The organism is Caballeronia sordidicola, from assembly GCF_000729995.1.
GTDB lineage: Bacteria > Pseudomonadota > Gammaproteobacteria > Burkholderiales > Burkholderiaceae > Caballeronia > Caballeronia sordidicola_A.
In genome coordinates, this window is sequence record NZ_JNFG01000014.1 from 99,581 (window position 1) to 122,507 (window position 22,927).

27 protein-coding genes are annotated in these 22,927 nt (G+C 61.3%); 10 read left to right on the forward strand and 17 right to left on the reverse strand.

Translation table 11 applies throughout. The features are described 5' to 3' along the window. Window positions 1-18 precede the first annotated feature (18 nt). The 3 genes from FH08_RS0115490 to FH08_RS0115500 all read right to left on the reverse strand — a co-directional run bounded on the left by FH08_RS0115490 (window position 19) and on the right by FH08_RS0115500 (window position 2,239). The gene (locus FH08_RS0115490; RefSeq protein WP_031359187.1) at window positions 19-591 is read right to left on the reverse strand and encodes a YggT family protein; all 573 of its coding nucleotides are present in this window, start codon (window positions 589-591) and stop codon (window positions 19-21) included. 112 nt (window positions 592-703) lie between these two features. Then, window positions 704-1,027 carry an EthD family reductase gene (locus FH08_RS0115495; protein WP_031359188.1) on the reverse strand — a complete coding sequence of 108 codons (324 nt, stop codon included), beginning with the start codon at window positions 1,025-1,027 and terminating at the stop codon, window positions 704-706. A 294-nt stretch (window positions 1,028-1,321) separates the two neighbouring features. Next, complete coding sequence (locus FH08_RS0115500) at window positions 1,322-2,239, reverse strand: Rossmann-like and DUF2520 domain-containing protein (protein ID WP_031359189.1); 918 nt, start codon at window positions 2,237-2,239, stop codon at window positions 1,322-1,324. A gap of 218 nt (window positions 2,240-2,457) precedes the next feature. Here FH08_RS0115500 and FH08_RS52955 point away from each other — a divergent pair, with 218 nt between their 5' ends. From FH08_RS52955 to FH08_RS0115510, 3 genes are all read left to right on the forward strand, one after another. After that, window positions 2,458-2,619 (forward strand): hypothetical protein, encoded by a 162-nt coding sequence (locus FH08_RS52955; protein WP_165087753.1) that lies wholly within the window; start codon window positions 2,458-2,460, stop codon window positions 2,617-2,619. Window positions 2,620-3,016: 397 nt separating this feature from the next. Continuing rightward, window positions 3,017-3,337, forward strand: coding sequence for a hypothetical protein (locus FH08_RS0115505; RefSeq protein WP_031359190.1), 321 nt, complete (start codon window positions 3,017-3,019; stop codon window positions 3,335-3,337). A 227-nt stretch (window positions 3,338-3,564) separates the two neighbouring features. After that, a complete protein-coding gene (locus FH08_RS0115510) occupies window positions 3,565-4,530 on the forward strand; it encodes a threo-3-hydroxy-L-aspartate ammonia-lyase (RefSeq protein WP_031359191.1) in 966 nt (321 codons plus the stop codon). Between the two features lie 10 nt (window positions 4,531-4,540). Here the strand turns inward: FH08_RS0115510 and FH08_RS0115515 are convergent, their stop codons facing one another. The 3 genes from FH08_RS0115515 to FH08_RS0115525 all read right to left on the reverse strand — a co-directional run bounded on the left by FH08_RS0115515 (window position 4,541) and on the right by FH08_RS0115525 (window position 7,930). After that, window positions 4,541-5,218: a LysE family translocator gene (locus FH08_RS0115515; protein WP_031359192.1), complete on the reverse strand. Its 678-nt coding sequence runs from the start codon at window positions 5,216-5,218 to the stop codon at window positions 4,541-4,543. Window positions 5,219-5,303: 85 nt separating this feature from the next. Beyond that, window positions 5,304-6,326 (reverse strand): asparaginase, encoded by a 1,023-nt coding sequence (locus tag FH08_RS0115520; RefSeq protein WP_031359193.1) that lies wholly within the window; start codon window positions 6,324-6,326, stop codon window positions 5,304-5,306. Next, window positions 6,323-7,930 (reverse strand): UbiD family decarboxylase, encoded by a 1,608-nt coding sequence (locus FH08_RS0115525; RefSeq protein ID WP_031359194.1) that lies wholly within the window; start codon window positions 7,928-7,930, stop codon window positions 6,323-6,325. Before FH08_RS0115525 ends, FH08_RS0115520 begins: the two co-directional genes overlap by 4 nt. A 650-nt stretch (window positions 7,931-8,580) precedes the next feature. Between FH08_RS0115525 and FH08_RS0115530 the strand changes: the two genes are divergently transcribed. Then, the gene (locus FH08_RS0115530; protein WP_031359195.1) at window positions 8,581-9,738 is read left to right on the forward strand and encodes a transglycosylase SLT domain-containing protein; all 1,158 of its coding nucleotides are present in this window, start codon (window positions 8,581-8,583) and stop codon (window positions 9,736-9,738) included. A gap of 154 nt (window positions 9,739-9,892) precedes the next feature. Here FH08_RS0115530 and FH08_RS0115535 read toward each other — a convergent pair whose 3' ends face one another. The 5 genes from FH08_RS0115535 to FH08_RS0115555 form a co-directional block, all read right to left on the reverse strand. Beyond that, entirely contained in the window at window positions 9,893-11,095 is a 1,203-nt protein-coding gene (locus tag FH08_RS0115535) for a pyridoxal phosphate-dependent aminotransferase (protein ID WP_031359196.1), read from the reverse strand. 20 nt (window positions 11,096-11,115) lie between these two features. Next, window positions 11,116-11,553 (reverse strand): transcription antitermination factor NusB, encoded by a 438-nt coding sequence (gene nusB / locus FH08_RS0115540; protein ID WP_031359197.1) that lies wholly within the window; start codon window positions 11,551-11,553, stop codon window positions 11,116-11,118. Continuing rightward, complete coding sequence (ribH, locus tag FH08_RS0115545) at window positions 11,550-12,053, reverse strand: 6,7-dimethyl-8-ribityllumazine synthase (RefSeq protein ID WP_031359198.1); 504 nt, start codon at window positions 12,051-12,053, stop codon at window positions 11,550-11,552. Before ribH ends, nusB begins: the two co-directional genes overlap by 4 nt. A 61-nt stretch (window positions 12,054-12,114) precedes the next feature. After that, a complete protein-coding gene (ribBA, locus tag FH08_RS0115550; RefSeq protein WP_031359199.1) occupies window positions 12,115-13,287 on the reverse strand; it encodes a bifunctional 3,4-dihydroxy-2-butanone-4-phosphate synthase/GTP cyclohydrolase II in 1,173 nt (390 codons plus the stop codon). A gap of 188 nt (window positions 13,288-13,475) precedes the next feature. Continuing rightward, window positions 13,476-13,673: a hypothetical protein gene (locus FH08_RS0115555; protein WP_031359200.1), complete on the reverse strand. Its 198-nt coding sequence runs from the start codon at window positions 13,671-13,673 to the stop codon at window positions 13,476-13,478. A 49-nt stretch (window positions 13,674-13,722) separates the two neighbouring features. Here FH08_RS0115555 and FH08_RS0115560 point away from each other — a divergent pair, with 49 nt between their 5' ends. From FH08_RS0115560 to FH08_RS54370, 3 genes are read left to right on the forward strand one after another with little or no spacing between them, the layout of a single operon-like run. After that, window positions 13,723-13,950, forward strand: coding sequence for a transcriptional regulator (locus tag FH08_RS0115560; RefSeq protein ID WP_031359201.1), 228 nt, complete (start codon window positions 13,723-13,725; stop codon window positions 13,948-13,950). A 4-nt stretch (window positions 13,951-13,954) separates the two neighbouring features. Beyond that, entirely contained in the window at window positions 13,955-14,131 is a 177-nt protein-coding gene (locus FH08_RS54365) for a hypothetical protein (RefSeq protein WP_419178005.1), read from the forward strand. A 50-nt stretch (window positions 14,132-14,181) separates the two neighbouring features. Further along, window positions 14,182-14,328, forward strand: a complete 147-nt coding sequence (locus tag FH08_RS54370; RefSeq protein ID WP_419178006.1) for a hypothetical protein — start codon at window positions 14,182-14,184, stop codon at window positions 14,326-14,328. Between the two features lie 125 nt (window positions 14,329-14,453). Here FH08_RS54370 and FH08_RS0115570 read toward each other — a convergent pair whose 3' ends face one another. The 3 genes from FH08_RS0115570 to FH08_RS0115580 all read right to left on the reverse strand — a co-directional run bounded on the left by FH08_RS0115570 (window position 14,454) and on the right by FH08_RS0115580 (window position 17,257). Next, entirely contained in the window at window positions 14,454-15,215 is a 762-nt protein-coding gene (locus tag FH08_RS0115570; RefSeq protein ID WP_031359202.1) for an ATP-binding cassette domain-containing protein, read from the reverse strand. Further along, window positions 15,212-16,186 (reverse strand): ABC transporter permease subunit, encoded by a 975-nt coding sequence (locus tag FH08_RS0115575; RefSeq protein WP_031359203.1) that lies wholly within the window; start codon window positions 16,184-16,186, stop codon window positions 15,212-15,214. The genes FH08_RS0115570 and FH08_RS0115575 overlap by 4 nt, the downstream gene beginning before the upstream one ends. Before the next feature lie 90 nt (window positions 16,187-16,276). Further along, entirely contained in the window at window positions 16,277-17,257 is a 981-nt protein-coding gene (locus tag FH08_RS0115580; RefSeq protein ID WP_031359204.1) for an ABC transporter substrate-binding protein, read from the reverse strand. Between the two features lie 393 nt (window positions 17,258-17,650). Here FH08_RS0115580 and FH08_RS0115590 point away from each other — a divergent pair, with 393 nt between their 5' ends. Then, window positions 17,651-17,929 carry a hypothetical protein gene (locus FH08_RS0115590; RefSeq protein WP_031359206.1) on the forward strand — a complete coding sequence of 93 codons (279 nt, stop codon included), beginning with the start codon at window positions 17,651-17,653 and terminating at the stop codon, window positions 17,927-17,929. After that, window positions 17,926-18,210, forward strand: coding sequence for a type II toxin-antitoxin system mRNA interferase toxin, RelE/StbE family (locus tag FH08_RS0115595; protein ID WP_031359207.1), 285 nt, complete (start codon window positions 17,926-17,928; stop codon window positions 18,208-18,210). Before FH08_RS0115590 ends, FH08_RS0115595 begins: the two co-directional genes overlap by 4 nt. On the opposite strand, the gene FH08_RS0115600 is transcribed toward FH08_RS0115595, so the two are convergent. From FH08_RS0115600 to hemL, 3 genes are read right to left on the reverse strand one after another with little or no spacing between them, the layout of a single operon-like run. Further along, complete coding sequence (locus FH08_RS0115600) at window positions 18,211-18,852, reverse strand: riboflavin synthase (RefSeq protein ID WP_031359208.1); 642 nt, start codon at window positions 18,850-18,852, stop codon at window positions 18,211-18,213. It abuts the gene before it with no gap. A 38-nt stretch (window positions 18,853-18,890) separates the two neighbouring features. Further along, window positions 18,891-20,027, reverse strand: a complete 1,137-nt coding sequence (ribD, locus tag FH08_RS0115605) for a bifunctional diaminohydroxyphosphoribosylaminopyrimidine deaminase/5-amino-6-(5-phosphoribosylamino)uracil reductase RibD (RefSeq protein ID WP_035566305.1) — start codon at window positions 20,025-20,027, stop codon at window positions 18,891-18,893. Between the two features lie 8 nt (window positions 20,028-20,035). Then, window positions 20,036-21,319 (reverse strand): glutamate-1-semialdehyde 2,1-aminomutase, encoded by a 1,284-nt coding sequence (gene hemL / locus FH08_RS0115610; RefSeq protein WP_031359210.1) that lies wholly within the window; start codon window positions 21,317-21,319, stop codon window positions 20,036-20,038. Window positions 21,320-21,694: 375 nt separating this feature from the next. Here hemL and FH08_RS0115615 point away from each other — a divergent pair, with 375 nt between their 5' ends. Then, the gene (locus FH08_RS0115615) at window positions 21,695-22,918 is read left to right on the forward strand and encodes a Bcr/CflA family multidrug efflux MFS transporter (protein WP_031359211.1); all 1,224 of its coding nucleotides are present in this window, start codon (window positions 21,695-21,697) and stop codon (window positions 22,916-22,918) included. The last annotated feature ends 9 nt before the right edge of the window (window positions 22,919-22,927 follow it).

A 22,927-nucleotide genomic window follows, 5' to 3' on the forward strand; every position in this document is an offset into this window, starting at 1 on the left:
TCGAATCACACCCTTGGGTCACACCCCGAACATGGTCATGGTCACGGCCAGCCGCGTCACGACCATCAGCAGTACCTGAACGATCACGAACAGCAGGATAGGCGATAAATCGATACCGCCCATGCGCGGCAACACGCGCCGCAGCGGCTCGAGAAACGGCGCCGTAAGCTGGTACAGCAGCGGCATGGCCGGGGATTGTGGGTTCAGCCACGACAGCAAAGCCATCAGGATCGTCATCCAGATGATGAGATTCAGCGCCCATTTGATGACGGTGATCACCGCGACCAACAGCAACGTAGGAAGCATGGGCACGAGTCCGGCGGGATCGACGCCCGCGACCAGGACCAACAGGATCACGAATACCACCGCCGCAAGAATCGCCGCGACAATGCTCGCCCAGTCGATGGTCTTTGCCGTCGGCAGGATCTTGCGCAACGGCAAGACGAGCCAGTTGGTAGCTTGCATCACGGCGTTGGACACGGGGTTGTACGGCGGCATGCGGACGACCTGCATCCAGGCGCGCAGCAGCAGCGCAGCGCCGAACAGCGTGAAGATTGTGTTGAGTAGAAAACGGGCGATCTCGCCGAACATCTCAAATCCTTTTCAAGGCAAAAGCGCGGCGCTCAAGGCCGCGCGGAGTGATACGAGGGCAAGCAAAGCCGCGACGGAAAACCGCCCGGCTTCATCATTCAATTACTTTCAGTCAGCTGCCGGCGCGAACGTCGCTGATCTGCACGACCGGCGGAACACCGTCGGGGTAGTAGTTAACGATGTCCGCGGAAAAGGCTTTCGCATGTGGCGAGACCGCGGCGGTGAAGGCATCGACGGAATCGAACAGCAGGTGGCCCGCTGCGATATACGTGGGCGAGGAACCTGGCGCGCCGCCCGCGAGTCCTGCATCCGCCGACCAGCCCTTCAATGCACCGCCAAGCAAGCCGGTCACCCAGGGCATATGGCTCGTGCAGTAGTAGTCGATATCGAAGGGCGCATTCTCGCGGTACGGATATAAAAAGCTCACCTTGATCATTGTTCGTTCTCGTAGCTGGAATGGGTTGGCGTCGAGGGCGGCGGCCGGAGCCGGAACTTCGCGTGAGGTCAACGCTCCGGACCGGGTTTTGAACCTGACTCCAAACTGCGCGTTGGAGCGCTTGTTCGTCACTCCCTGCCGGCGCCCGGCGGTGGCCAAACCCCTCGGCGGCTTTGCCACATTGACGTGCCGGGCATCACGATAGCATGGCTTGATGACGCCTTGTGCCGCTTGGCGTACGCCGGCGCACGGGTACCCCCAAACGGCCGGCTTTGCGTGTCGGATCAGGACAAATCAATCGTCGCTCGGCCCGGTCCCGTTCAACACGAGTTCGATGGCATGCGACATCGCGTCCAGCGCTTGTGCGGGTGGAGGCGACGCGCGCCGTTTCGCCAGCGCGACCGCGCGCCGCGAGAGCAGTGCATAAAGCGCGGCGTGATCGCCGCCGAGGTCTTGCAGCAGCGCCAACTGCTTGATCACAATACTCGCGTCGCCGCGCGACACCGGACCGGAAAGCGCACCCGGCAACCCCTTTTCGCGCGCGGTTTCAATGGTGCCGGCGAGCATCGGCAGGACTGCGCGCAATGCGTCGTCCTCGGTGAACCCCAACTCTTTCCAGAGCGTCACTGTCTCCGACAGCGAGCACAGCGCAAAGCTGGCCGCGTAGTGCGCGGCGGCGTGGTAGAGCAGACGGCCGCCTGGCGGGATGGATAGCGGATGGCAGCCCAGAGCCTGGACCAACGCGGTCAGCGTGTCGTGCAAGGGCCCGCTCGCTTCGATCGTGACCGAACAACCTGCAATGCGCGTCTGGTCGCTCGGCAAACCGCCAAACAGGAACAACGGATGGAATCCGCCGATGTCCGCACCCTGCGCCGCGACCGAAGCAAGGACATCGACAGGGGTGGCGCCGCTGCAATGCACGACCGCCTTTGCACCCACGTGGGCATGATCCAGCCGCAAAGCGTTCGCCGTCGCACCGATGGCGTCGTCCGGAACGGTTAAAAATACGATATCGGCATGTTGTGTGACTGCGCTGGCGTTATCGGCGACCAGACATTCCGGCAAATCACCGGCGAATTCGTGTGCCGATGTCGCCGAGCGGCTCGATATTGCGGTAACCGGATAGCCCGCGCGCGACCAGACGGCCGCGAGACAGCGTGCGAGACGCCCCGCGCCGACGAAGCCCAAACGGGGCATCGTTGAAAAAGGCATGGTTGTTGCTCCGTAGAAATGCTGCGATGCACGTTTCGCGATCGCGGCGCAGAATGAAGTATCGCGCAACCGTGTTGCGCCATAAAAAACGGCGTGGAACTCCGCCGCTAATTAGTTTTGCGAGGCTCGAGCAAACTTGCGTTCCGGGCCTGAACAGTCAGGGTTGGTCTTTTGGCCGATGTGTGCCAGTGCTTGTTTTGCAACGTTTGGGGGTCGCCATGAGTATTTTTGCGTATCGGAAACACCTGCGTTTTCTCAGCCAGACACATCGGCGCCAGTGGTGGGATCAGCGCAAGCGGCTGACGCCCCGGGTCAGGATCAGCGGGGCATACGTGCCACCCAGCGTCACTCGCGAGTTCGCGTACGTGAAGGTGGGCTGAGCGGGTGATTCGAATCCCGTTTGCCTGAAAAAGCAGCACGCTTTGAAGATGCCCCGTTCGACGCTTTCCGGTCGGCGGGGCTTTCCATTTTTTTGGGCGCTAAAAGCAAATTGTAATGAATCATTACTTTGGTGACATTCGGCATCGCGTCCGGACACTGGCAGCCAAACGGCGGCTTTCTCAGCAAACCCTTAATCCATCTCGTTAAGCCTGTGCGCCAAGGCTGGCGCGGCTATCCGCCTGCTTGAAATTCGACAGACAAAACCCACTTTTAGGACTGTAGATATTGCAATTTGCAACAAATGCTTAAGGTGGGATTCAGGGTTTTTAGCTACATTGAATGCATGTCGTTGCGGTAACCGGTCGTGTGTACAGGACCGCGGCGAGGAGAAGAAAAGTGAAAAAGATAGTGCAGGTTCTGGCTGCTGCCGCACTCGGCGTAGGCCTTGTGAGCGCCGCGCAGGCGCACGTTTCGGTGGGTATTGGCATTGGGGTGCCGGCTTATCCCGTCTACGCGGCCCCGCCGCCACCGGTGTATTACGCGCCGGGCCCGGTCGTCTATGCGCCGCCGCCCGTGGTCTACGCACCGCCGCCCGTTATAGTTGGCGGCTATTACGGTGGAGGTCCGTACTACCGTGGTCATTACCGTGGCTACGGGTACGGATACCATGGCGGATATCGCGGCTACCACGGTGGTTATGGCGGCTGGCGCCATTGAGATTTCCAGGCATTACTGGGTCGGTTTAGCCGAGTATTTGACTATCGGATTGGCTGCAAAACAGCGCAACGCTGGCGTCTAGTCAGGTTGCGCTGTTTTCTTTTTGCGGCGGGATTCTTCAACAGCCACTCGGATCAAGGCGGCCACGTTGGCCATGTGGTCAGCTTTCCAAACGCTCCACGATGCTGGGACAATAGAGGCTCCTCAACCGCCGCCTTTGAGTCCCGATGTCAATCCTTCCCGCACCCACCTACGCTGACGTCGCCGACGCAGCAGAACGTATTGCCGGCGCTGCGCATCGCACGCCCGTGATGACTTCCCGCACCGCCGACTCGCTCACTGGCGCGAACCTGTTCTTCAAGTGCGAGAACTTCCAGCGCATGGGCGCTTTCAAGTTCCGGGGTGCGTTCAACGCGATCTCGCATTTCTCCGAGTCCCAGCGCCAGGCCGGCGTCCTGACGTATTCATCGGGCAATCACGCGCAGGCAATCGCGCTGTCGGCGCGCATTGCCGGCATCAAGGCAACCATCATCATGCCGGAGGACGCGCCGGCCGCGAAGATGGAAGCCACGCGGGGTTACGGCGGCGAAGTGATTACGTACGACCGGTACACGGAGAATCGCGAGGAGATAGGCGCGAGGCTCGCGCAAGAGCGCGGCATGACGCTGATTCCACCCTACGACCATCCGCATGTGATCGCGGGGCAGGGGACGTCGGCGAAAGAGCTTATCGAAGAAACCGGGCCGCTGGATTATCTGTTCGTGTGTCTGGGCGGCGGAGGTTTGATCGCCGGGTGCGCGCTGGCGGCGGCCGAGCTGAGTCCGTCATGCACGGTGATCGGCGTGGAGCCGGAGGCGGGCAACGACGCGCAGCAGTCGCTCGAACGCGGCGAGATCGTTCATATAGAGGTGCCGCGCACGATTGCCGACGGCGCCGCTTCCACGCATGTGGGTGAATACAACTTTCCGATCCTGAAGCGCCTCGTGGATCGGGTCGTCACCGTGAGCGACGATCAGCTCGTGCAGACCATGAAGTTCTTCGCGCAGCGCATGAAGATGGTGGTCGAGCCAACGGGTTGTCTGGCTGCGGCCGCCGTGCTGCAGAACATCGTGCCGGTGAAGGGCAAGCGGGTGGGCGTGCTGGTCAGCGGCGGCAATGTCGACCTCGCGCGGTACGCTCAATTCCTCGCATGATCCGGTGACGTCATAACGTCTGCGCACCCTTCAGGATCAGGTCGTGATAGCCGTTGACGATCACGCTGTAGGCGAAGTACGCGAACAACACTGCCGATAAAACGTGGCAAGCGCGCAGCAACGCGGCCCCTGCGCGTTTGCGGCCGTGGCTGGCGAGCGTGCAGATGAAAAGCGTCCAGGCGAGGCCGCCGCAAAAGAAGCCGATGAGAAACACCGATGCGCTTACCGGGCCCGTTGCTCCGGCTTTCGCGATCAGCGCGCCGCCCACGGCCGCGAACCAGAGGATGGCGCTTGGTGAAGACACGGCGAGCAGGGTGCCGCGCATGAAGCTGCGCAGGTGAGAGGGCCGTGGGGTGGGCACAAGATCCGGTTCCCCTTCTACCGGAGGTGCGTACGCTGGAAACAGAGCCTCACGCGCCATTTTGAAGGTCAGGAACAGCAGTACGATCGCGCCGCCTATCCATACGACCCAGCGCACGGTATCGAACTGGAGTAGCGCAGCCATGCCCGCGAGCGCGAGCGCTGCGTAGACGAGATCGCCGAAACAGGTGCCGAGGCCGATCATCATGCCCGGCTTGAAGCCGTGGGAAAGCGTCAGCGAGATAATCGCGACGTTTGCGATACCAATATCCAGACACAGCGACAACGACAGAAAAAATCCATCAGACAGCAATGGCAACACGTGCATCCCGACTTTCCTTTCTGATCTTTTTATATTGAGCGAAGCCGGTTGTCCGGCTTCGCGTTTTCATCCTGCTGCGGCGTGCGGGGTGCTAAACGCGTTCGAGCGGCACCGACACCACCAGCCGTCCCGTCTCGATACCCATCGTGTTGCGCATTGTCGGGTTCCCATAGGCGGCGAGTTTCGCGCGCTGCGTTTCTTGACCGATGTCGAGTTGCCCGAGCAGATGCGTAACGATTGCGTAAAGCACTGTCGTGTTGCCGTCCTCCACCTTGACCGCGATGCCTAGGGATCCGCGCGTGCCGGTAGCGCGCACGCCGATCGCATAGCTCGCATCGGCGCCTACTTTACCTACCAGATCGCCGTCGAAGGCTTGCATCAGCGCGGTACAGAATCGGCCTTCGCCCGCGACGAGTTCCGGGTACGTCGTCATAGCGCGATAGATGCGGGCCAGGGCTTTCGAGCGCGAGGTGCTTTCGGTATCAGCATCAGCGTCTGCCATCTTCATGAACAGCCGGGCGAGCCGATCCAGTGGGAATGCCGGCGTAGGCAAATTGCAACCATCGATAGCCCATTGCACGCCGTCTTCCGGCAGATCGCAGAGTTCGGCAACGGTTCGTTTCACCCGAACCTGCAATGGATGCTCAGGCAGGTGATAGTCAATCACCGCCTCGCCCAGCGCCTGCACCCCCGCCAGCATGCCCGCATGTTTGCCGGAGCAATTGCTGCATACGCCGGTTGGCTTGAAGTCACGCCTGATCCACTCTTTCCAGACTGCATCCGACAAAGGCGCGTGGCCGCCGCATCGAAGATCGGCCTCGGTGACGTGCGCCTTCGCCAGCATGGCGCGCGTGCGCTCGATGTGACGCGGCTCGCTGTTGTGCGATGCGCACATCAGCGCGAGATCGGCGTCATCGAAACCGAAGCGGTCCAGCGCCCCGGTTTCCAGCACTGCGAGCGCTTGCGCCGGTTTCGCCGCCGAGCGTGCAAGCGTCATGCGTGACGGGTCCCCGAACGCGTAGATCACCCGGCCTTCGGCATCGACGACCGCCACGTGCGCGGCGTGCGTGTTTTCAACCAGATTCCCTCGATAAACCGTCGCCGCAACGTTCATGAGCGCTTTCCTCCAGAAAAGCCGATTTCGTCCCACAGCGCGTCGACGCGCCGTTTCACCGCGTCGTCCATCGTGATCGGCCGGCCCCATTCGCGGTCCGTTTCGCCGGGCCATTTGTTGGTGGCATCGAGCCCCATCTTCGATCCCAGCCCCGCCTTCGGCGACGCGAAATCGAGATAGTCGATCGGGGTGTTATCGACCAGCACCGTATCGCGCGACGGATCGATACGCGTGGTGATCGCCCAGATCACCTCCTTCCAGTCGCGGATGTTCACGTCGTCGTCCACCACCACGATGAACTTTGTATACATGAACTGCCGCAAGAAGCTCCAGACGCCGAACATCACGCGCTTCGCGTGGCCCGGATAACTCTTCTTGATCTGCACGATCGCCATTCGATAACTGCAGCCTTCGGGCGGCAGATAGAAGTCGGTGATCTCGGTGAACTGTTTTTGCAGCAGCGGCACGAATACTTCGTTGAGCGCGACGCCGAGCACGGCCGGTTCGTCGGGCGGTTTGCCTGTATAGGTAGAGTGATAGAGCGCGTCGCGGCGCATGGTGATCTTCTCGACTGTGAAGACCGGGAACCACTCTTGTTCGTTGTAATAGCCGGTGTGGTCGCCGTACGGGCCTTCGAGCGCGTGTTCGTACTTCGACGACGGAGAATTTATTGGCCGCGGCGGCGCGCCGGCGGGCAGCGGCGCAACAGGACCGTCCTGTGGATAGATGAAGCCTTCGAGGACGATCTCCGCACGCGCCGGAACCTGCAATGTATCGACGCCCGGCGTAAGACATTTCGCCAACTCGGTTCTCGCGCCGCGCAACAACCCGGCAAATTGATACTCGGAAAGCGAGTCCGGCACGGGCGTCACGGCGCCGAGAATGGTGGCCGGATCGGCGCCGAGCACCACCGCTACCGGATACGGTTTGCCCGGATTGGCGAGCGCGAACTCGCGGAAATCCAGCGCGCCGCCCCGGTGCGCGAGCCAGCGCATGATCAATTTGTTGCGCCCAATCAGTTGCTGCCGATAGATACCCAGGTTCTGCCGCGTCTTGTTCGGGCCGCGCGTGACCGTGAGTCCCCATGTGATCAGCGGACCGGCGTCGCCGGGCCAGCATGTCTGAATGGGCAGGCGCGCCAGATCGACATCTTGTCCTTCCCACACGATTTCCTGGCAGGGCGGCGAGCTGACGGTTTTCGGCGCCATGTCCCATACGGCTTTCGCGAGCGACAGCAACTTGCCCGCGTCCTTCAATCCCTTGGGCGGCTCGGGTTCCTTGAGCGCCGATAACAATCGGCCAACGTCGCGCAACGACTCAAGCGCGGCTTTATCGCTGAGAAGACTGGGGTCGGCTGCCGCTTGAGCTTCCGTCTCGATACCCATGCCGAGCGCCACGCGCCGTGGCGTACCGAACAGGTTGGCCAGCACGGGCATGGTATGTCCCGTCGGCGCCTGAAACAGCAGGGCGGGTCCTCCCGAACGCAGCACGCGATCCGAGAGTTCAGTCATTTCAAGGACGGGCGATACCGGCTGTCTGATACGGCGCAATTCGCCGAGCGTTTCGAGGCGGGCGGTGAAGTCGCGCAGGTCTTTGTATTTCATCGGCTAAAGAGAAGGGGGCCTGCGGAAAGCGCGGACTGCGCCAGCAGACGACAGCGGCTGGACAGAGGCTGATATGGCAGCTCAAGCCCCTTGCGAGGAATTTCCGCGCGCGGGCGATTGTCGATTTTACCTGTGTCGACGTCGGTACGTCAGAGCACATAACGGCACAATTCCGGCGTTTCCGCTGGAAAGTGGCTTGGCAGGCCGTTCTTGCCGTCCTGAACAGTGTTTATAATTACTGAAAGTAATAGCTTTTACATTTACCAGCATTGACGGATCATTTGAGCCTGCTAGAATCCTTTGGCATTGACAACACCAATTGAAACTTTTTACCACTGCCTCAGGTCTTTTGAAACGACGCGACTCGTCACCTGCGCCGGATAGTCCGGTGAATCAAGGCTTTGGTTTTCTCGCCGGCGCCCTTCTTCGCCGGTTTTTCGCGTGGTGACCTGTGTGCGCGCCCTGGCATGTCCTTCGTGCCGCGCGCACCCGGAAAACGTAATGTTCCGGTCAGGTCTCCCCAACGGTTTGTGCCGTTTTCCCGATACCGCTCGTGAGTAACTCAGAGCTGGCGGTGTCGATTTCTGCGTGGTGGACCAGTTTTTAGGGTTTTCATCTGCGGAAATCATGCAATTTGGGAGATCCATCCAATGAATGCTTGGTTGTCGTGGCGTCCCGACGCAGGCCTCGCGCTTTTTCTACGCGCTGTGCTGCGTCGCGCCAAACATATGAGCCTGACGGTTTTCAGCCTGGTCGGTTGCGCCGCTGTGGTGACCGCGCTGGCACTCTGGCTGCTGCCAGCCTGGCGCGGCTCCATCGCCGCCAAACTCATGCCCCTCGTCTCGGCCGCGGTACAAGCCGGTCCGGCCCGGTTGCTCTCCGGACAACCTTTCCCCCCTTTCGCGATCGGTCATCAGCGTGAAGAGGAGTTGCGCAACGGCGAGCCGGTCTCGCTCGGCGCATCAGCCAGCGACGACGACAGCGCGCGCAAGCTCACCGGCGGCCTGAGTCTCGCCGTGTCGCCGAACGGGCTCGATCCCCGCACGTTGCCGACCGTTTCGACGCTCGCCAGCGCGATTTCCTCGCAGCGGGTGGTAGCCGATGCCCGCGACGACCGTGTACTCGTGTCAGATCGTGAGCAGAACCTGGTGGCGAACTTCATTGCGCGGCGTTATCACGTGGCGCAGGACCCGGTCAGTGAGCTTGTAAAAGCGGCTTTCGATACCGGCCGTGAGGTCGGCCTCGATCCTCTGCTGCTGCTGTCCGTCATGGCGATCGAATCGGGTTTCAATCCGTATGCTGAAAGCGGTGTGGGTGCTCAAGGGTTGATGCAGGTGATGTCGAAGGTTCACTCGGACAAATTCCAGTACTTCGGCGGCTCGCACGCGGCGCTCGAGCCCCTCGCGAATATCAAGGTCGGTGCGCTGGTGTTGAAGGATTGCATCGCGCGTGGCGGTTCGGTGGCGGGTGGATTGCGTTTTTACGTGGGTTCGACGGCACAGGACGACGGCGGTTACGGTGCAAAGGTGCTTGCTGAACGTGGACGCTTGCGTGATGTAGCGCGCGGCCGCAATGTGCCGATCATTACGCCGCAAGCGCCGGCGCCGTCTGCGCCCAAGCAAGTGGTGGCATCGGCTTCGCCCTCAAACACTGGAACGAGTGAAAAACGGGTGCACGTGACACTTGCCGGTGCTCCGGTGATCACGGCTCCGGCCAAGTCGTCTGCGCCGCAAGCCAGCGACCGCAACGATACCGACGACACGGACGCGCAAGCGAAGCACGTAGCTTCGACGGAGTTCGGCGCTTAAAGGCATGTGTTAGTAACAGAAGCAGGGCGCCCGGGCTGTCAATCGCAGGCTGGGTCAGACAAAAAAGCCGTTCCAACGTAAGTTGGAACGGCTTTTTTGCTTCTGCTTTGCTGCGAGATCCGCTGATAGATCAGGACCGCCTCGAATCCGCGGTTTAAACCCGAAACAACGATCCCAGGCGTTGCACAGCCTCTTCAAGCTGTGAGTACGCAGTCGCATAAGACACGCGAATATAGTCCTGCGGCGCATGGAAGCCAAAATCGGTACCGGGTACCAAGACGACGCCGGCGTCATGCAGCATGGAACGCGTCAACGCGTTGCTGTCGCCGGCAGCCGGATGCGCGACGTGGCGCGTATCGGCATAAACGTAGAACGCGCCGTCCGGCACAACAGGCACTTCGAAACCAAGCGAACGCAACGCCGGCACGATGAAATCCCGTCTGCGCCCGAATTCAAGGCGTCGCGACTCGTAAATCGCGAGCGTGGCCGGCTCGAAACACGCCAGCGCCGCATGTTGCGCGAGCGCCGACGCGCAAATGAACAGGTTCTGCGAGAGCTTCTCCATGGTGCCGACCATTGCTGGCGGCACCACGAGCCAGCCGAGTCGCCAGCCGGTCATGTTGAAGTACTTCGAAAAACTGTTCACCGTGACCACGTCATCGCCTAGCGAAAGCGCTGACATGGGCTTCGCGTCGTAGCTCAAGCCCTGATAAATTTCATCGACGATCGTAAAACCGCCGTGCGCGCGCACCACGTCGACAATTTTCGCCAGCTCGTCCGGTTCAATGGACGTGCCGGTCGGATTGGACGGTGACGCGAGCAGGACGCCACGCGTAGCGGGTGTCCAATGCGCTTCGACCTGAGCGGCTGTCAACTGGAATCGCTCGGCCGGACCGCTCGGGATCAGGACCGGACGGCCTTCGGTGGCGGCCACGAAATGGCGATTACACGGGTAGCACGGGTCGGGCATCAGCACTTCGTCGTCGCGATCGACCAGCGCGGTGCATGCCAGCAGCAACGCGGCCGACGCACCCGCTGTCACCACAATGCGCGCCGGGTCGATACTGAGCCCGAACGTGTCGCGATAGTGGCCGGCAATAGCCTCGCGCAACGACGCCAGTCCGAGCGCATTCGTGTATTGCGTGACGCCGCGACGCAGGGCTTCCGTGGCGGCCGCGATTACCGGTTCCGGCGCCGTGAAATCCGGTTCGCCGATACCCATGTGAATGATGTTGCGGCCCGCGCGTTCGAGCGCCTGCGCTTCTTTCGCCAGTTCCATGACATAGAACGGCTCGATGGCGTCAACTCGGGCGGCGTATCGAATAGCTGCGTTCAACGGTTCTTTTGCGAAGTTCATGAATGGGGAAGACCGTTCGCTCAGTTGCGTTGCCCACGGCCTTGCGCTTCCGTTGGCCGCAATTGAACGGCGAGTTTATCCAGCACGCCGTTCACATATTTATAACCATCGGAGCCGCCGAACGTCTTTGTCAGCTCGACCGCTTCGTTGATCACCACGCGATACGGAATGTCCAGGTGATGCTTGAACTCGAACGCCGCGACCATCAGCACCGCCCGTTCGACCGGCGAAAGCTGTTCGAGCGGACGGTCGAGGCACGGCTGCAATTCGGCGGAAATGGTGTCCGCTTCCTTGATCACGCCGTGCAGGATGGCGTCCAGATGTTCCTGGTCGGCTTTATCGAAGCCTTGCGCGCCGCGCAACTGCGCGTCGATCTCGCCGCCGGGCGCGCCCGACAGCAACCATTGGTAAAGCCCTTGTGTCGCGAGTTCGCGCGAGCGTCGTCGAGCGCTTTTCATGCACGGTCCTCGTCGTCTTCGTCTTCATCGTCGCCGCCGAGTTGTTCCAGCGCGACCGACAGATTCGCCATTTCCACCGCCACGCGTGCTGCGTCGCGACCTTTTTCCGTCATGCGGGCAACGGCCTGTTCGTCGTTTTCTGTCGTCAAGATCGCATTCGCTACCGGCGTGCCGAAATCGAGCGCGATACGGGAAATGCCCGCGCCGCTTTCATTCGATACCAGCTCGAAGTGGTACGTTTCGCCACGGATTACCGCGCCGAGCGCGATCAAGGCATCGAACTGACCCGATTCAGCCAGCTTTTGCAGCGCCAGCGGAATTTCCAGTGCGCCCGGCACGGTGACGAGCAGCACGTCTTCGCCAATCACGCCGAGCCGTTCGAGTTCTTCCGTGCAGGCGTCCACGAGGCCGTTGCAGACCGGTTCGTTGAAACGCGATTGCACGATGCCGATGCGCAGTCCGTCGCCGTCGAGGTTCGGTTGGTATTGTCCGATTTCCATTATTTATCCGTTTTCAGTGTGATGCAGTGTGGTTGGTTTGGCGCGTGTCTGACCGACCGTCTTAAACCGAGCGTAAATGGGCGATGGAAGCAGGGTCGGCCGGATCTGCCGCGGTCGTGGCGGGGCACCCCGGCATCGGGATGAACCCGGTCACTTCGAGACCGTAACCCGACATGCTGCCGAGCTTGCGAGGATTCGACAGCACCTGCATCTTGCCCACGCCCAGTTCGCGCAAGATCTGCGCGCCAATGCCGTAGGTCTTGAAATCGATCGGGCGGCGTTTGAGTTCGGCCGCCTTGTCCTCGCGCTCGAACGCCTGGAATACATCGACAAGATGTTCTTTCGTGTCGCCGCAATTGAGCAGCACGATGGCGCCCAGGTCGCGGGCGGCAATTTCCTTCATCGCGGCGTCGAGGGTCCAGGAGTGCGTGGACGAGTCCACTTCGAGCAGATCCAGCACCGACAGCGGTTCATGCACGCGCACCGGCGTTTCCCGATCCGGCGACAGCTGGCCGCGCACCAGCGCGATATGCGGCGAACCGCTCGGCTGATCGCGATACAACACCGCGCGAAAGGCGCCATGCGCCGTCTGCATGGTGCGTTCGGCGACCCGCTCGACAATTGATTCCGTGCGCGAACGGTAGTGAATCAGGTCGGCGATCGTACCAATCTGAATGCCGTGCAGTTCGGCGAATTCGATCAGGTCAGGCAACCGGGCCATTTCGCCGTCGTCGCGAATCACTTCGCAGATCACCGATGCCGGCGTCAGGCCGGCCAATGCAGTCAGGTCGCAGCCCGCTTCCGTATGTCCGGCGCGGACCAGCACGCCGCCCGGCTGCGCCATGATCGGAAACACGTGACCTGGCTGGACGATGTGCTCGGCCTTCGCGTCGTGCGCGACCGCTGCCTGAATGGTGCGTGCGCGGTCCGCAGCGGAGATGCCGGTGGTCACGCCTTCAGCCGCCTCGATACTCACCGTGAACGCCGTTCCGTACTGGGTGCCGTTTCGCTGCGTCATCAGCGGCAGGTTCAACTGGCGGCAGCGGTCCTGCGTGAGTGTCAGGCAGATCAGTCCACGGCCGTAGCGCGCCATGAAATTGATCGCTTCCGGCGTCACGAAATCGGCGGCGATGACGAGATCGCCCTCGTTTTCGCGGTCTTCTTCGTCGACGAGGATCACCATCCGGCCAGCCTTCAGCTCGGCGATGATCTCTGGGGTGGAGGCGAGCGTCATTGCGGTGGTCGTCCGGTGCGAGAAAGGGCGTATTTTACGCCACGGACGATGTCAACGCGGTGGATTTGCCGGTTTTGGGCTGGCGTTGGCCGTATGGCCGGGTATTGGCGGGACTTGAAGGCCGCCAGTCGCGCCCTAGTCGGGAAGAAGCGAACCTGGGAGAAATGCGTTGCGCTCTAACCGATCCGTTACTTGCGCAGCGCGGTCAAGTCGTCAACCATACGGCTCAAGTTTGACGCGGGCAACCGCGGCATGGGCAGGTGAGCCTGGGCCATAAGGAGGAACAGATCTTCGTCGTGATCGATGCCCAGCGCTTGCATCGCATGGTTGCCGTCAATGTTGCCGAGCGAAAAATCGAGCAGGGTGCTGAAATTGGGGTGAGCCATTTACTCTGTGTCCTTTTCGCAATTGGTTTCTATAGAAACGGATGGTGTCATGCTCACATTCAGGGTCGCAACAGTCGGGGCTTCGGCCGGGTTCATTCTTACCAAGGAAGCGATGACCCGGCTCAAGGTACTGAAGGGAGATACGGTGTATCTGACCGAGTCACCTGAAGGTGGCTTTCGGATTACGCCGTACAACCCGGATTTTGAACGCCAAATGAAACTTGCAGAAGAGATCATGCACGATGATCGCAATATCCTGCGCGCGTTGGCCAAATGACGGCATGGCGGTGGGTTCCCCGGATCTGGCCTATGCCGTGCATGACCGCCAGCTTGCCGAGCATGGCGGGCTCGATGGCCTTCGCGACAAGGGTGCGGTGGAATCAGCGCTGGCACGGCCCCAAAACCTCGAGGTGTATGCAAGTGCGGACGCGGCGGCGCTTGCTGCCGCGTATGCCTAGGAACAAGCTCGAAATCATGGTTTCGCGCACGGCGATAAGCGCACCGCCGGGTGCTTGCGCGTCTCTTTCTCGAAGACAACGGCTATCGGTTGAAGTTTGAGCCCGCTGACGCGGTCAGGACCATGGAAATGGTTGCTACTGGCGTGCTGGAAGAAGCTGCGCTGGCGGAGTGGTTCCGGCAGCGGATCGCCGAGTAAATCGGCGACGATTCAACCCAAACTCGCCACGGCCCAACGAGTTACGAGCGTCCTACAGGCGACCCCGTCCATAGAATCCGCTCCACGTATGGGGCATCGGTGGCTTCCGTTTCCCTCTGTCACCCCTAACCCGGGCTCACATACGTATCGCCGACCATCAGGTGCACGATTTCATCGCCATTGGTTTGCTGAACCTGCCGCTCGCCGGCCACTTCGCCGCGCCGCAGCACGACAATGCGATCGGCGATTGCAAAGATGTCGTGCAGATTGTGCGAGATCAGGAGCACGGAGACGCCCTGGGCCTTCAACGCCGTAATCAGCTCCATTACCTTGCGCTGTTCGGGCACGCCCAGCGCGGCGGTGGGCTCATCCATGATCAGCACCCGGGCGTTCCAGTAAATGGCCCGGCCAATTGCAATGGCCTGTCGCTGGCCGCCTGAGAGCATCTTCACGGGACCACCGAGTTTGCGCTCGGGAATCACGATGTCGAGGCGCTTCAGCACATCGCGCGCGACCTGCGCCATGCGCGGCCGGTCGATGACCTGGAAGCCAAGTTGCCGGCGGAGCGGTTCGCGTCCCAGGAAGATATTGCTGCCGACGTCCAGGTTGTCGGCCAGCGCAAGGTCCTGGTAGATCGTCTCGATCCCGCGGGCTCGAGCGTCCTGCGGATCGCGCAATTGCAACGGCGCGCCGTCGAACAGAAGTTCCCCCTGGTCGGCCCGGTAGACGCCTGAAATGATCTTGATCAACGTCGACTTGCCCGCCCCGTTGTCACCGGCGAGCGCCAGCACTTCGCCCGGTAGCAACTGCAACGACACCTGCTTGAGCGCCTCCACGCCGCCAAAGCGGATCGAGACGTCGCGTACCTCCAGGATCGGCGTGGTCATTGGGCGCCTCCGAGACGATCCTTGTATTGATCGATCAGCACCGACAGGATGATGACAATGCCCACCACGATGAATTGCCAGAACGCGTTGACGTCGACGAACACCAGTCCGAACTGGATCACAGCGATGATCAGCGCGCCGATCAGCGTCCCGATGACATTGCCGGTCCCGCCGAACAGGCTCGCGCCACCGATCACCACGGCGGCGATCGAATCGAGCAGCATCGGCTCACCGGCGTTGGCGGCGCCTGCTGCAAAACGCGCGGTATAGATGATCCCGCCGACCGCGGCGAACGCGGCGGCGATCAGGTACACCACCAGCAGGTGGCGTTTGACGTTGATGCCGGCCCGCACCGCGGACTGCGGGTTGCCGCCGATTGCATAGGTGTACTGGCCGAAACGCGTCTTCGATAGCAACAGATGCATGATCACCAACAGCACACCGGTCAGCACCACCGGCGTCCAGCCGGCGCCGAGCCAGGCAAGACCGGTGTTGTCCACCGACACAGTCATGCCGCTGCCGGCCGCGAGAAAGCCTGCACCACGCGCGACGCCATACATGCCGAGCGTGCCGATAAAAGCCGGCACGCCAAGCCACGCGATCAGCACGCCGTTGACCAACCCGGGAATCAGGCAAACCACAACCGTGAGCGGAATCGACACGATCAGAATCCACGGCGAGCCGCTGCCGAACAGCGTGAACTGCGCGACGCAAACGGCGGCCAGTCCCATCACGAAGCCCGCGGACAGATCGATGCCGGCCGTGATGATCACGAAGGTCTGGCCGATTGCCAGCAGCAGCGGAGCGGCGGCGGCAAGACCAATCGATTGCAGGTTGTAGGCGTTAAAAAGAAACGACCGATGAGCCGAGATCTGCGCATACACCTCGAAAAAAGCGAGCAGGGCGGCCAGGAACAACCACGGCCATAGCTTGGTAATCAGCGCGATCTTGTCGAGACGCGAGTTATCCATGGAGTCATCCGCGTTTATCAGGAGCAGAGCCCGCGTGCGCGGCCGCGCACGCGGTGGAGACGATCTATCGTTTAAACCGGCCTGCTTTGGCTAATTCGAATAGATGTATTGCTGCATGTCGGGCTTGTCGATATTGTTTTTATCGAGAACCTCGAAACCCGTGCTCTTGAGGGTGGGAATCTTCTTGCCGTGAATGACGTCGGCGGCGTACTTGACGCCGTAGTAGCCGATTTCGTCCGGGCGCTGTGCAATCGCGATATCGACCAGGCCGCTCTTGATTTGCTTGTCGATGCCTGGCACCGCATCGAATACGACCACCTTGACGACGCCTTGTTTGCCCGCCGCCTTGACCCCTTGCGCTGCGCCGCTGCCGGAGAAGGTGTTGGCGCCGAACACGCCCGCGAGATCCGGATTGCGCGCCAATACCGCCGCTACGTGAGCAGCGGCCTGGTTGGCATCGTCCTCGTTGTACAGCGTTTGCAGCACGGTGATGTTCGGGTGCTTCTTCATCTCCTCCGCGAAGCCTTCAGCACGCGCGTCGGTACTCGATATACCCGGCTTGTTGTTCTCGCAATAGACCGTGCCCTTGTCACCGATGGCTTTGGCAAGCGCGCGTGCTGCGACTCGGCCGCCTTCGAGATTGTCCGACGCGATATAAGAAAGCGGGAAATCCGCGTCGCCTTTGCCCGTCTGATAATGTCCATCGCCAATATAAGTGTCGACGGTAATGACCTTGATGCCGGCGTCGACGGCTTCCTTCAGCGGTCCAATCAGTTGTTGCTTATCGACTGGCGAAATCAGCAGTACGTCAGGATGCTTGGCGATGAACGCCTTGAGGATCGGCACTTGCTCACTTGTATTCCACGCTTTGGGAACCTGGAACAACAACTCGACTTTCTCTTCCTTGGCGGCCCGTTCCGCGCCGCGATGCATTGTGAAGTAGAACGGATCAACTACGCCGGGCAGGAGTGCAACGACCGGATGGGCAGCATCCGCTCGTGCAAGTCCCGGCAGCGAAAAAACGATGATCGTTGAGGCTGCAAGCATACAGCGGGAAACGAAACGCTTCATTTTGTCTTCCTCCAGTTTTTGAGTCCGACTTGGCGCCGCCCTATTTGTTTTGCATGCTCTATGGCGATGGCAATCGGCTGTTCGGCAGTATAGGCGCGAGTGGTGGCGGTCGCCATTGGAATGACAACGCTTGTTTGCGGGTATATCTGATGACCCGCAGGCAGTATGGTGTTTAGTAATTTCGAGAAAATCGCGGGCGGCGCGCGTATCGCCATTTAAGGGGGCGTTGACGCCCACAACACCTCCGGCCGTGATCGTCAGGAGGCCTATGTGCCTTCGTCTGACGATGTTTACATCGTGGTTGGTGCAGAGCGAGTCGTACATAGGTAATGAAAAAGGTAATGAAAACGTATATACTTGGTAAGTACCAAATGCAAAGAGGGAGGATAAGCCATGCCTAAAGAAGCTGTTTTTACTATGAAACTCGAAGCTGAGTTGCGCGAGGAGTTCATGGCGGAAGCTGAAGCAATGCACCGGCCGGCTTCGCAGATATTGCGTGAATTGATGCGTGAGTTCGTTCAACGTCAGCGCACAACTCGTGAATACGACGAGTTCCTGAGCACTAAGGTCGATGCCGCGCGCGCCTCGCTGCGGGCCGGGCGCGGTCGCTCGAATGATGAGGTCGAGGCCAGGTTTGCGAAACGGCGCGCGAACGCCGCAAGCAAAGCGTGAAGGTTGTCTGGACCCCGGAAGCCGAACAGGATCGGGACGAGGTGTGGGAATACATCGCGGCCGATAGCGTGGCTGCCGCTGCCCGGATGGACCAATTGTTCAGCGACACTGCCGCGCGGCTGGTTGATTTTCCAGAGTTGGGGCGTCCCGGCAAGATCGCCGGCACTCGTGAACTGATTCCGCACGACAACTACCGTCTTGTGTATGAGATTGACGGCGACACCGTGTGGATGTTGGCACTGATCCATACCGCCCGGCTATGGCCGCCACTGCGGGACTGACTATTTCAAAGGTTTATGACCGTCCTGCGACACCGACAAAATCCGTTCCACATACCGCGCGATCAAGTCGATTTCCAGATTGACCTTCGCGCCGGCCAACAAATGCCGCAACGTCGTCACTTCCACCGTGTGTGGAATCAGGTTGATCGAAAACTCGCAGCCATCGGGGCGATCGTTCACGGTGTTCACCGTCAGGCTCACGCCGTTCACGGTCACCGAGCCTTTATAAGCCAGATATTTACCGATATCGCGCGACGCGAGAATCCGCAGTTCATGCGACTCGCCGACCGGAGCGAAATGCGTCACTTCGCCAAGACCATCCACATGCCCCGACACTAGATGCCCGCCCAGCCGGTCATGCGCACGCAACGCCTTTTCGAGGTTCACATCGCCGGGTTCGGACAATCCTGCCGTCTTGTTAAGGCTCTCGCGCGAGACATCGACGTCAAACGACCCAGCGGACTTCTCGACCACCGTCATGCACGCACCTTGAATCGAGATGCTGTCGCCAAGCTCCACATCCTCGAGATCCAGGCCGCCGGACGCCACCGTAAGACGCACGCCGGTATCGGCATCGGTGGCTGAACCCAACGGCGTGACCGCTTCTATGCGGCCGACCGCCGCGACAATTCCTGTGAACATCGTCGAGCTTCCTTTGGTTGTGCGTGTTGTATTGCACGTTAAATAACCGGTTTTGCGTCCGTGGGCGCATCGGTTTTCACCACCGCGAAGCGCGCCAGGATACGCAGGTCATCACCCAGCCGGTCGATCCGATGAAACCGCAGATGCGGCCGGGCATTGAGTGTATCGGGCGGCGTGAAATCGAACATGCCCGGCGCATTGCCCAGCAAACTCGGTGCGAGATAAACCAGCAATTCGTCGACACATCCCTCGCGCAGCAGCGAGCCATTGAGCTTGTGGCCCGCTTCCACGTGCAGTTCGTTGATGCCGCGATCGGCAAGGATACCCAGCATGGCGGGCAAATCGACCTTGCCGTGTTCGTTCGTCAGCGACGTGAATTCGATACCGCGTTCTCGCAGCGCATCAACTTTCGCGGGGTCGGGCTCAGCGCCGCAAAACACCCACGGCGGCGCGCCTTCCAAAATCCGGGCCGTAAGCGGCACGTCCAGGCGACTATCGATCAGCACGCGCTGCGGCTGACGCGGCGTGTCGATGGCACGCACGGTGAGTTGCGGATCATCCTCGCGCACCGTGCCAATGCCAGTCAGGATCGCGCATGCGCGGGCACGCCATGCGTGTCCATCGGCTCGCGCCGCTTCGCCGGTGATCCACTGGCTTTCGCCGCTCGGCAAACCCGTGCGGCCATCCAGCGTGGCCGCGACCTTCATGCGTACCCACGGTCGGCGGCGCGTCATGCGCGACACAAAGCCGATGTTCATCTCGTACGCTTCATTGGCCAGCAGGCCGCAGCGCACATCAATACCCGCGTCGCGGAGAATCGCCAGCCCTCGCCCGGACACCGCCGGATTCGGATCTTCCATGGCTGCGATAACCTTCGCGACCCGCGCGTCGATCAGCGCGTGCACGCACGGCGGCGTGCGGCCGAAATGGCTGCACGGTTCCAGCGTGACGTAGGCGGTGGCACCCCGCGGATCGTGGCCGCGCGCCCGGGCGTCTTTCAACGCGCGAATCTCGGCGTGGTCCTGACCCGCCGGCTGCGTGAAACCTTCGCCTATCACATCGCCGTCCTTCACCAGCACGCAGCCGACGCGCGGATTCGGCGTCGTCGTGTACATGCCACGCGCGGCCAGCGCCAGCGCGCGCTCCATGTGCGAGAAATCGGTCTGCGAGAACATGGCGGCTCTTAAGCGGCGAGGCGCGCAAAGGCGCCGCGGGCGGCGTCGAGCGTCGCGTCGATGACGGCGTCGTCGTGGGCGATCGATACAAACCCCGCTTCGTACGCCGATGGCGCGAAGTAGACGCCGGCATCCAGCATCTCGTGGAAAAACGCGTTGAAGCGTTTCGTGTCACCTTGCGTGACTTCGGCGAAGCTCCCCGGAACACGCTCGGCGAAATACAGGCCGAACATGCCGCCGATAGCATCCGCCGAGAACGGCACTTTGGCTTGGCTTGCAACGGCCGCGAGGCCATCGGCGAGACGGCGCGTTTGCTTCGTGAGCGTGTCGTAGAACCCCGGCGCCTGGATCAGTTGCAGCGTTTTCAACCCGGCTGCGACCGCGATCGGATTTCCCGACAACGTGCCCGCCTGATAAACGCCGCCGAGCGGCGCGAGATGCGCCATGATGTCCCGGCGTCCGCCGAACGCCGCCGCCGGCATGCCGCCGCCGATCACCTTGCCCAGACACGTCAGGTCCGCCGTGATGCCATAGACCTGCTGCGCGCCGCCGAGCGCCACGCGAAAGCCGCACATCACTTCATCGAATATCAGCACCGAGCCGTACTCGTCGCACCGATCCCGCAGCGCTTGCAGGAACTCGGGCGTGGCTTTCACCAGGTTCATGTTGCCGGCCACCGGCTCCACGATAATCGACGCGATTTCCGCACCGAACGCGGCAAACGCTTCGTTAAGCTGTTCGACGTTGTTGTATTCGAGCACGGTCGTGTGCTTGGCGATATCGGCGGGAACGCCTGCCGACGTGGGATTCCCAAACGTCAGCAAACCCGAGCCCGCTTTCACGAGCAGGCTGTCCGCGTGACCGTGATAGCACCCTTCGAACTTGATGATCCGGTCCCGCTTCGTAAATCCACGCGCGAGGCGCAGCGCGCTCATGGTCGCTTCCGTGCCGCTCGACACCATGCGCACTTGTTCTATCGACGGCACCAGCTTGCAGATCTCTTCCGCGATCTCGATCTCGGATTCGGTCGGCGCGCCGAACGAAAACCCGTTCACGAGCACGCGCTGCACGGCCTCAAGCACTTCGGGATGGACGTGACCGAGGATCATCGGCCCCCAGGAACCGATGTAGTCGATGTACTGCTTGCCGTCGGCGTCCCAGAAATACGGACCTTGCGCGCGTTCGATGAACCGTGGCGTGCCGCCGACCGAGCGAAACGCGCGCACCGGCGAGTTCACGCCGCCAGGAATGGTTTTCTGGGCGCGTTCGAAGAGAGCTTCATTTCTGGACATGACGGGGCCTGCATTGAATAACGGGTTCGGCTGGAGAGGCTGCAACCGCTGGCTTCGGTCAAGCCTGGATCGGCGCTGGAATCGGCGCTTGGATCTGATCCGGCGGGGTCCGGCGCGTCGCTCGCGGCTGCAGGAAATCAAGATGAAATTGTACCGGAGTCGCCTGGCTTCAGCCCGCGACGCTCCGCCCTTGTGCCGAATTCAAAAAGACGGCGGTGAGGCTTGTGAAAGCAGGGCGCGTACAATGCTTACTCTTTTAAGGCTCCGTTTAAGCCGTTCGCTTGTACGCCGGACATGGCCCTTGCGAGGTTTTTCGCTATTCATCACTCGCCAGTCCGAGAACCGCGCCTTTTCCTCAAGCTTTCTTTCGCCCTCATGCCCGAAATCATCAAGCGCCGTTCCGATCGCCGACTGATCCTCTTGCTCGGCGCGCTGGCGGCGTGCGGCCCGCTTTCCATCGATATGTATCTGCCGAGCCTGCCTGCGCTCGCCGCCTCGTTCGGCGTGACCGCCGCCGCGGCGCAGATCACGCTGACCAGTTTCATGCTGGGTTTTTCGCTCGGCATGCTCGTGTACGGCCCGCTCTCCGATGCTTACGGCCGCCGGCCGGTGCTGCTCGGCGGCATCGTGTTGTACACGCTTGCCAGCGTGGGATGCGCGCTGTCGTTTTCCATCCATTCGCTGGTTATCCTGCGTTTTCTGCAAGCGCTCGGCGCGGGCTCGGCTTCGGTGCTGGCGCGCGCGATTGCGCGCGATGCCCACGCACCGTCGGACGCCGCCCGGGTGTTGTCGATGCTGGCCATTGTCACGTCGATCGGCCCGCTGCTCGCGCCGTTGATAGGCGGCCAGTTGCTGCTGCTAGGTGGCTGGCGCGCGGTATTCGTCACGTTGACACTGTTCGGCACGATCTGCGCGGTGACCACATATTTGCGGGTGCCGGAAACCTGGCCGCGTGAGAAACGCGCGACGTCAGCGCTTGGGAAATCGTTCGCTGCGTACGGCCGTCTTCTCACCGATCCCGTCACGTGGGGCCACACGCTATGCGGCGGCATGGCGTTCGCCTCGATGTTTGCGTACATCACCGCGACGCCGTTTGTGTATATCGACTACTTTCATGTGAAGCCGCAGCACTACGGGTTTTTCTTCGGGCTGAACATTATCGGGATCATCGGCTGGAACGTGGTGAACACGCGGCTGGTGGGGCCGCTTGGATCGCTGAAACTGATTTCGATAGCTTCATTTGTCAGCGTGATCGCGGCGCTGGCGACGGCATTTGTCTGCATCACCGGGTTTGGCGGATTGTGGTCGATTGTCGGCTGCCTGTTCTTCGTGGTCGGCGTCGTAGGTTTGTTGTCGGCCAACTGCACGACCGACCTGATGCATCGATACCCACACAACGCGGGCGCAGCCGCCGCCGTGTTCGGCGCGGTGCAATTGGCGCTCGGCGCGCTGGCGAGCGTGGCGGTCGGGATGTTCCACGACGGCACGCCGCAGGGGATGGGGATCGTGATCGGGGTGACGGGCGTGCTGACGTTCGTCGGCCGAACGCTGGTGCTGCGCTGGCATGGCACGCCGGTGCGGGCGAGCCGGGCGGGGTGATGTCTTCGA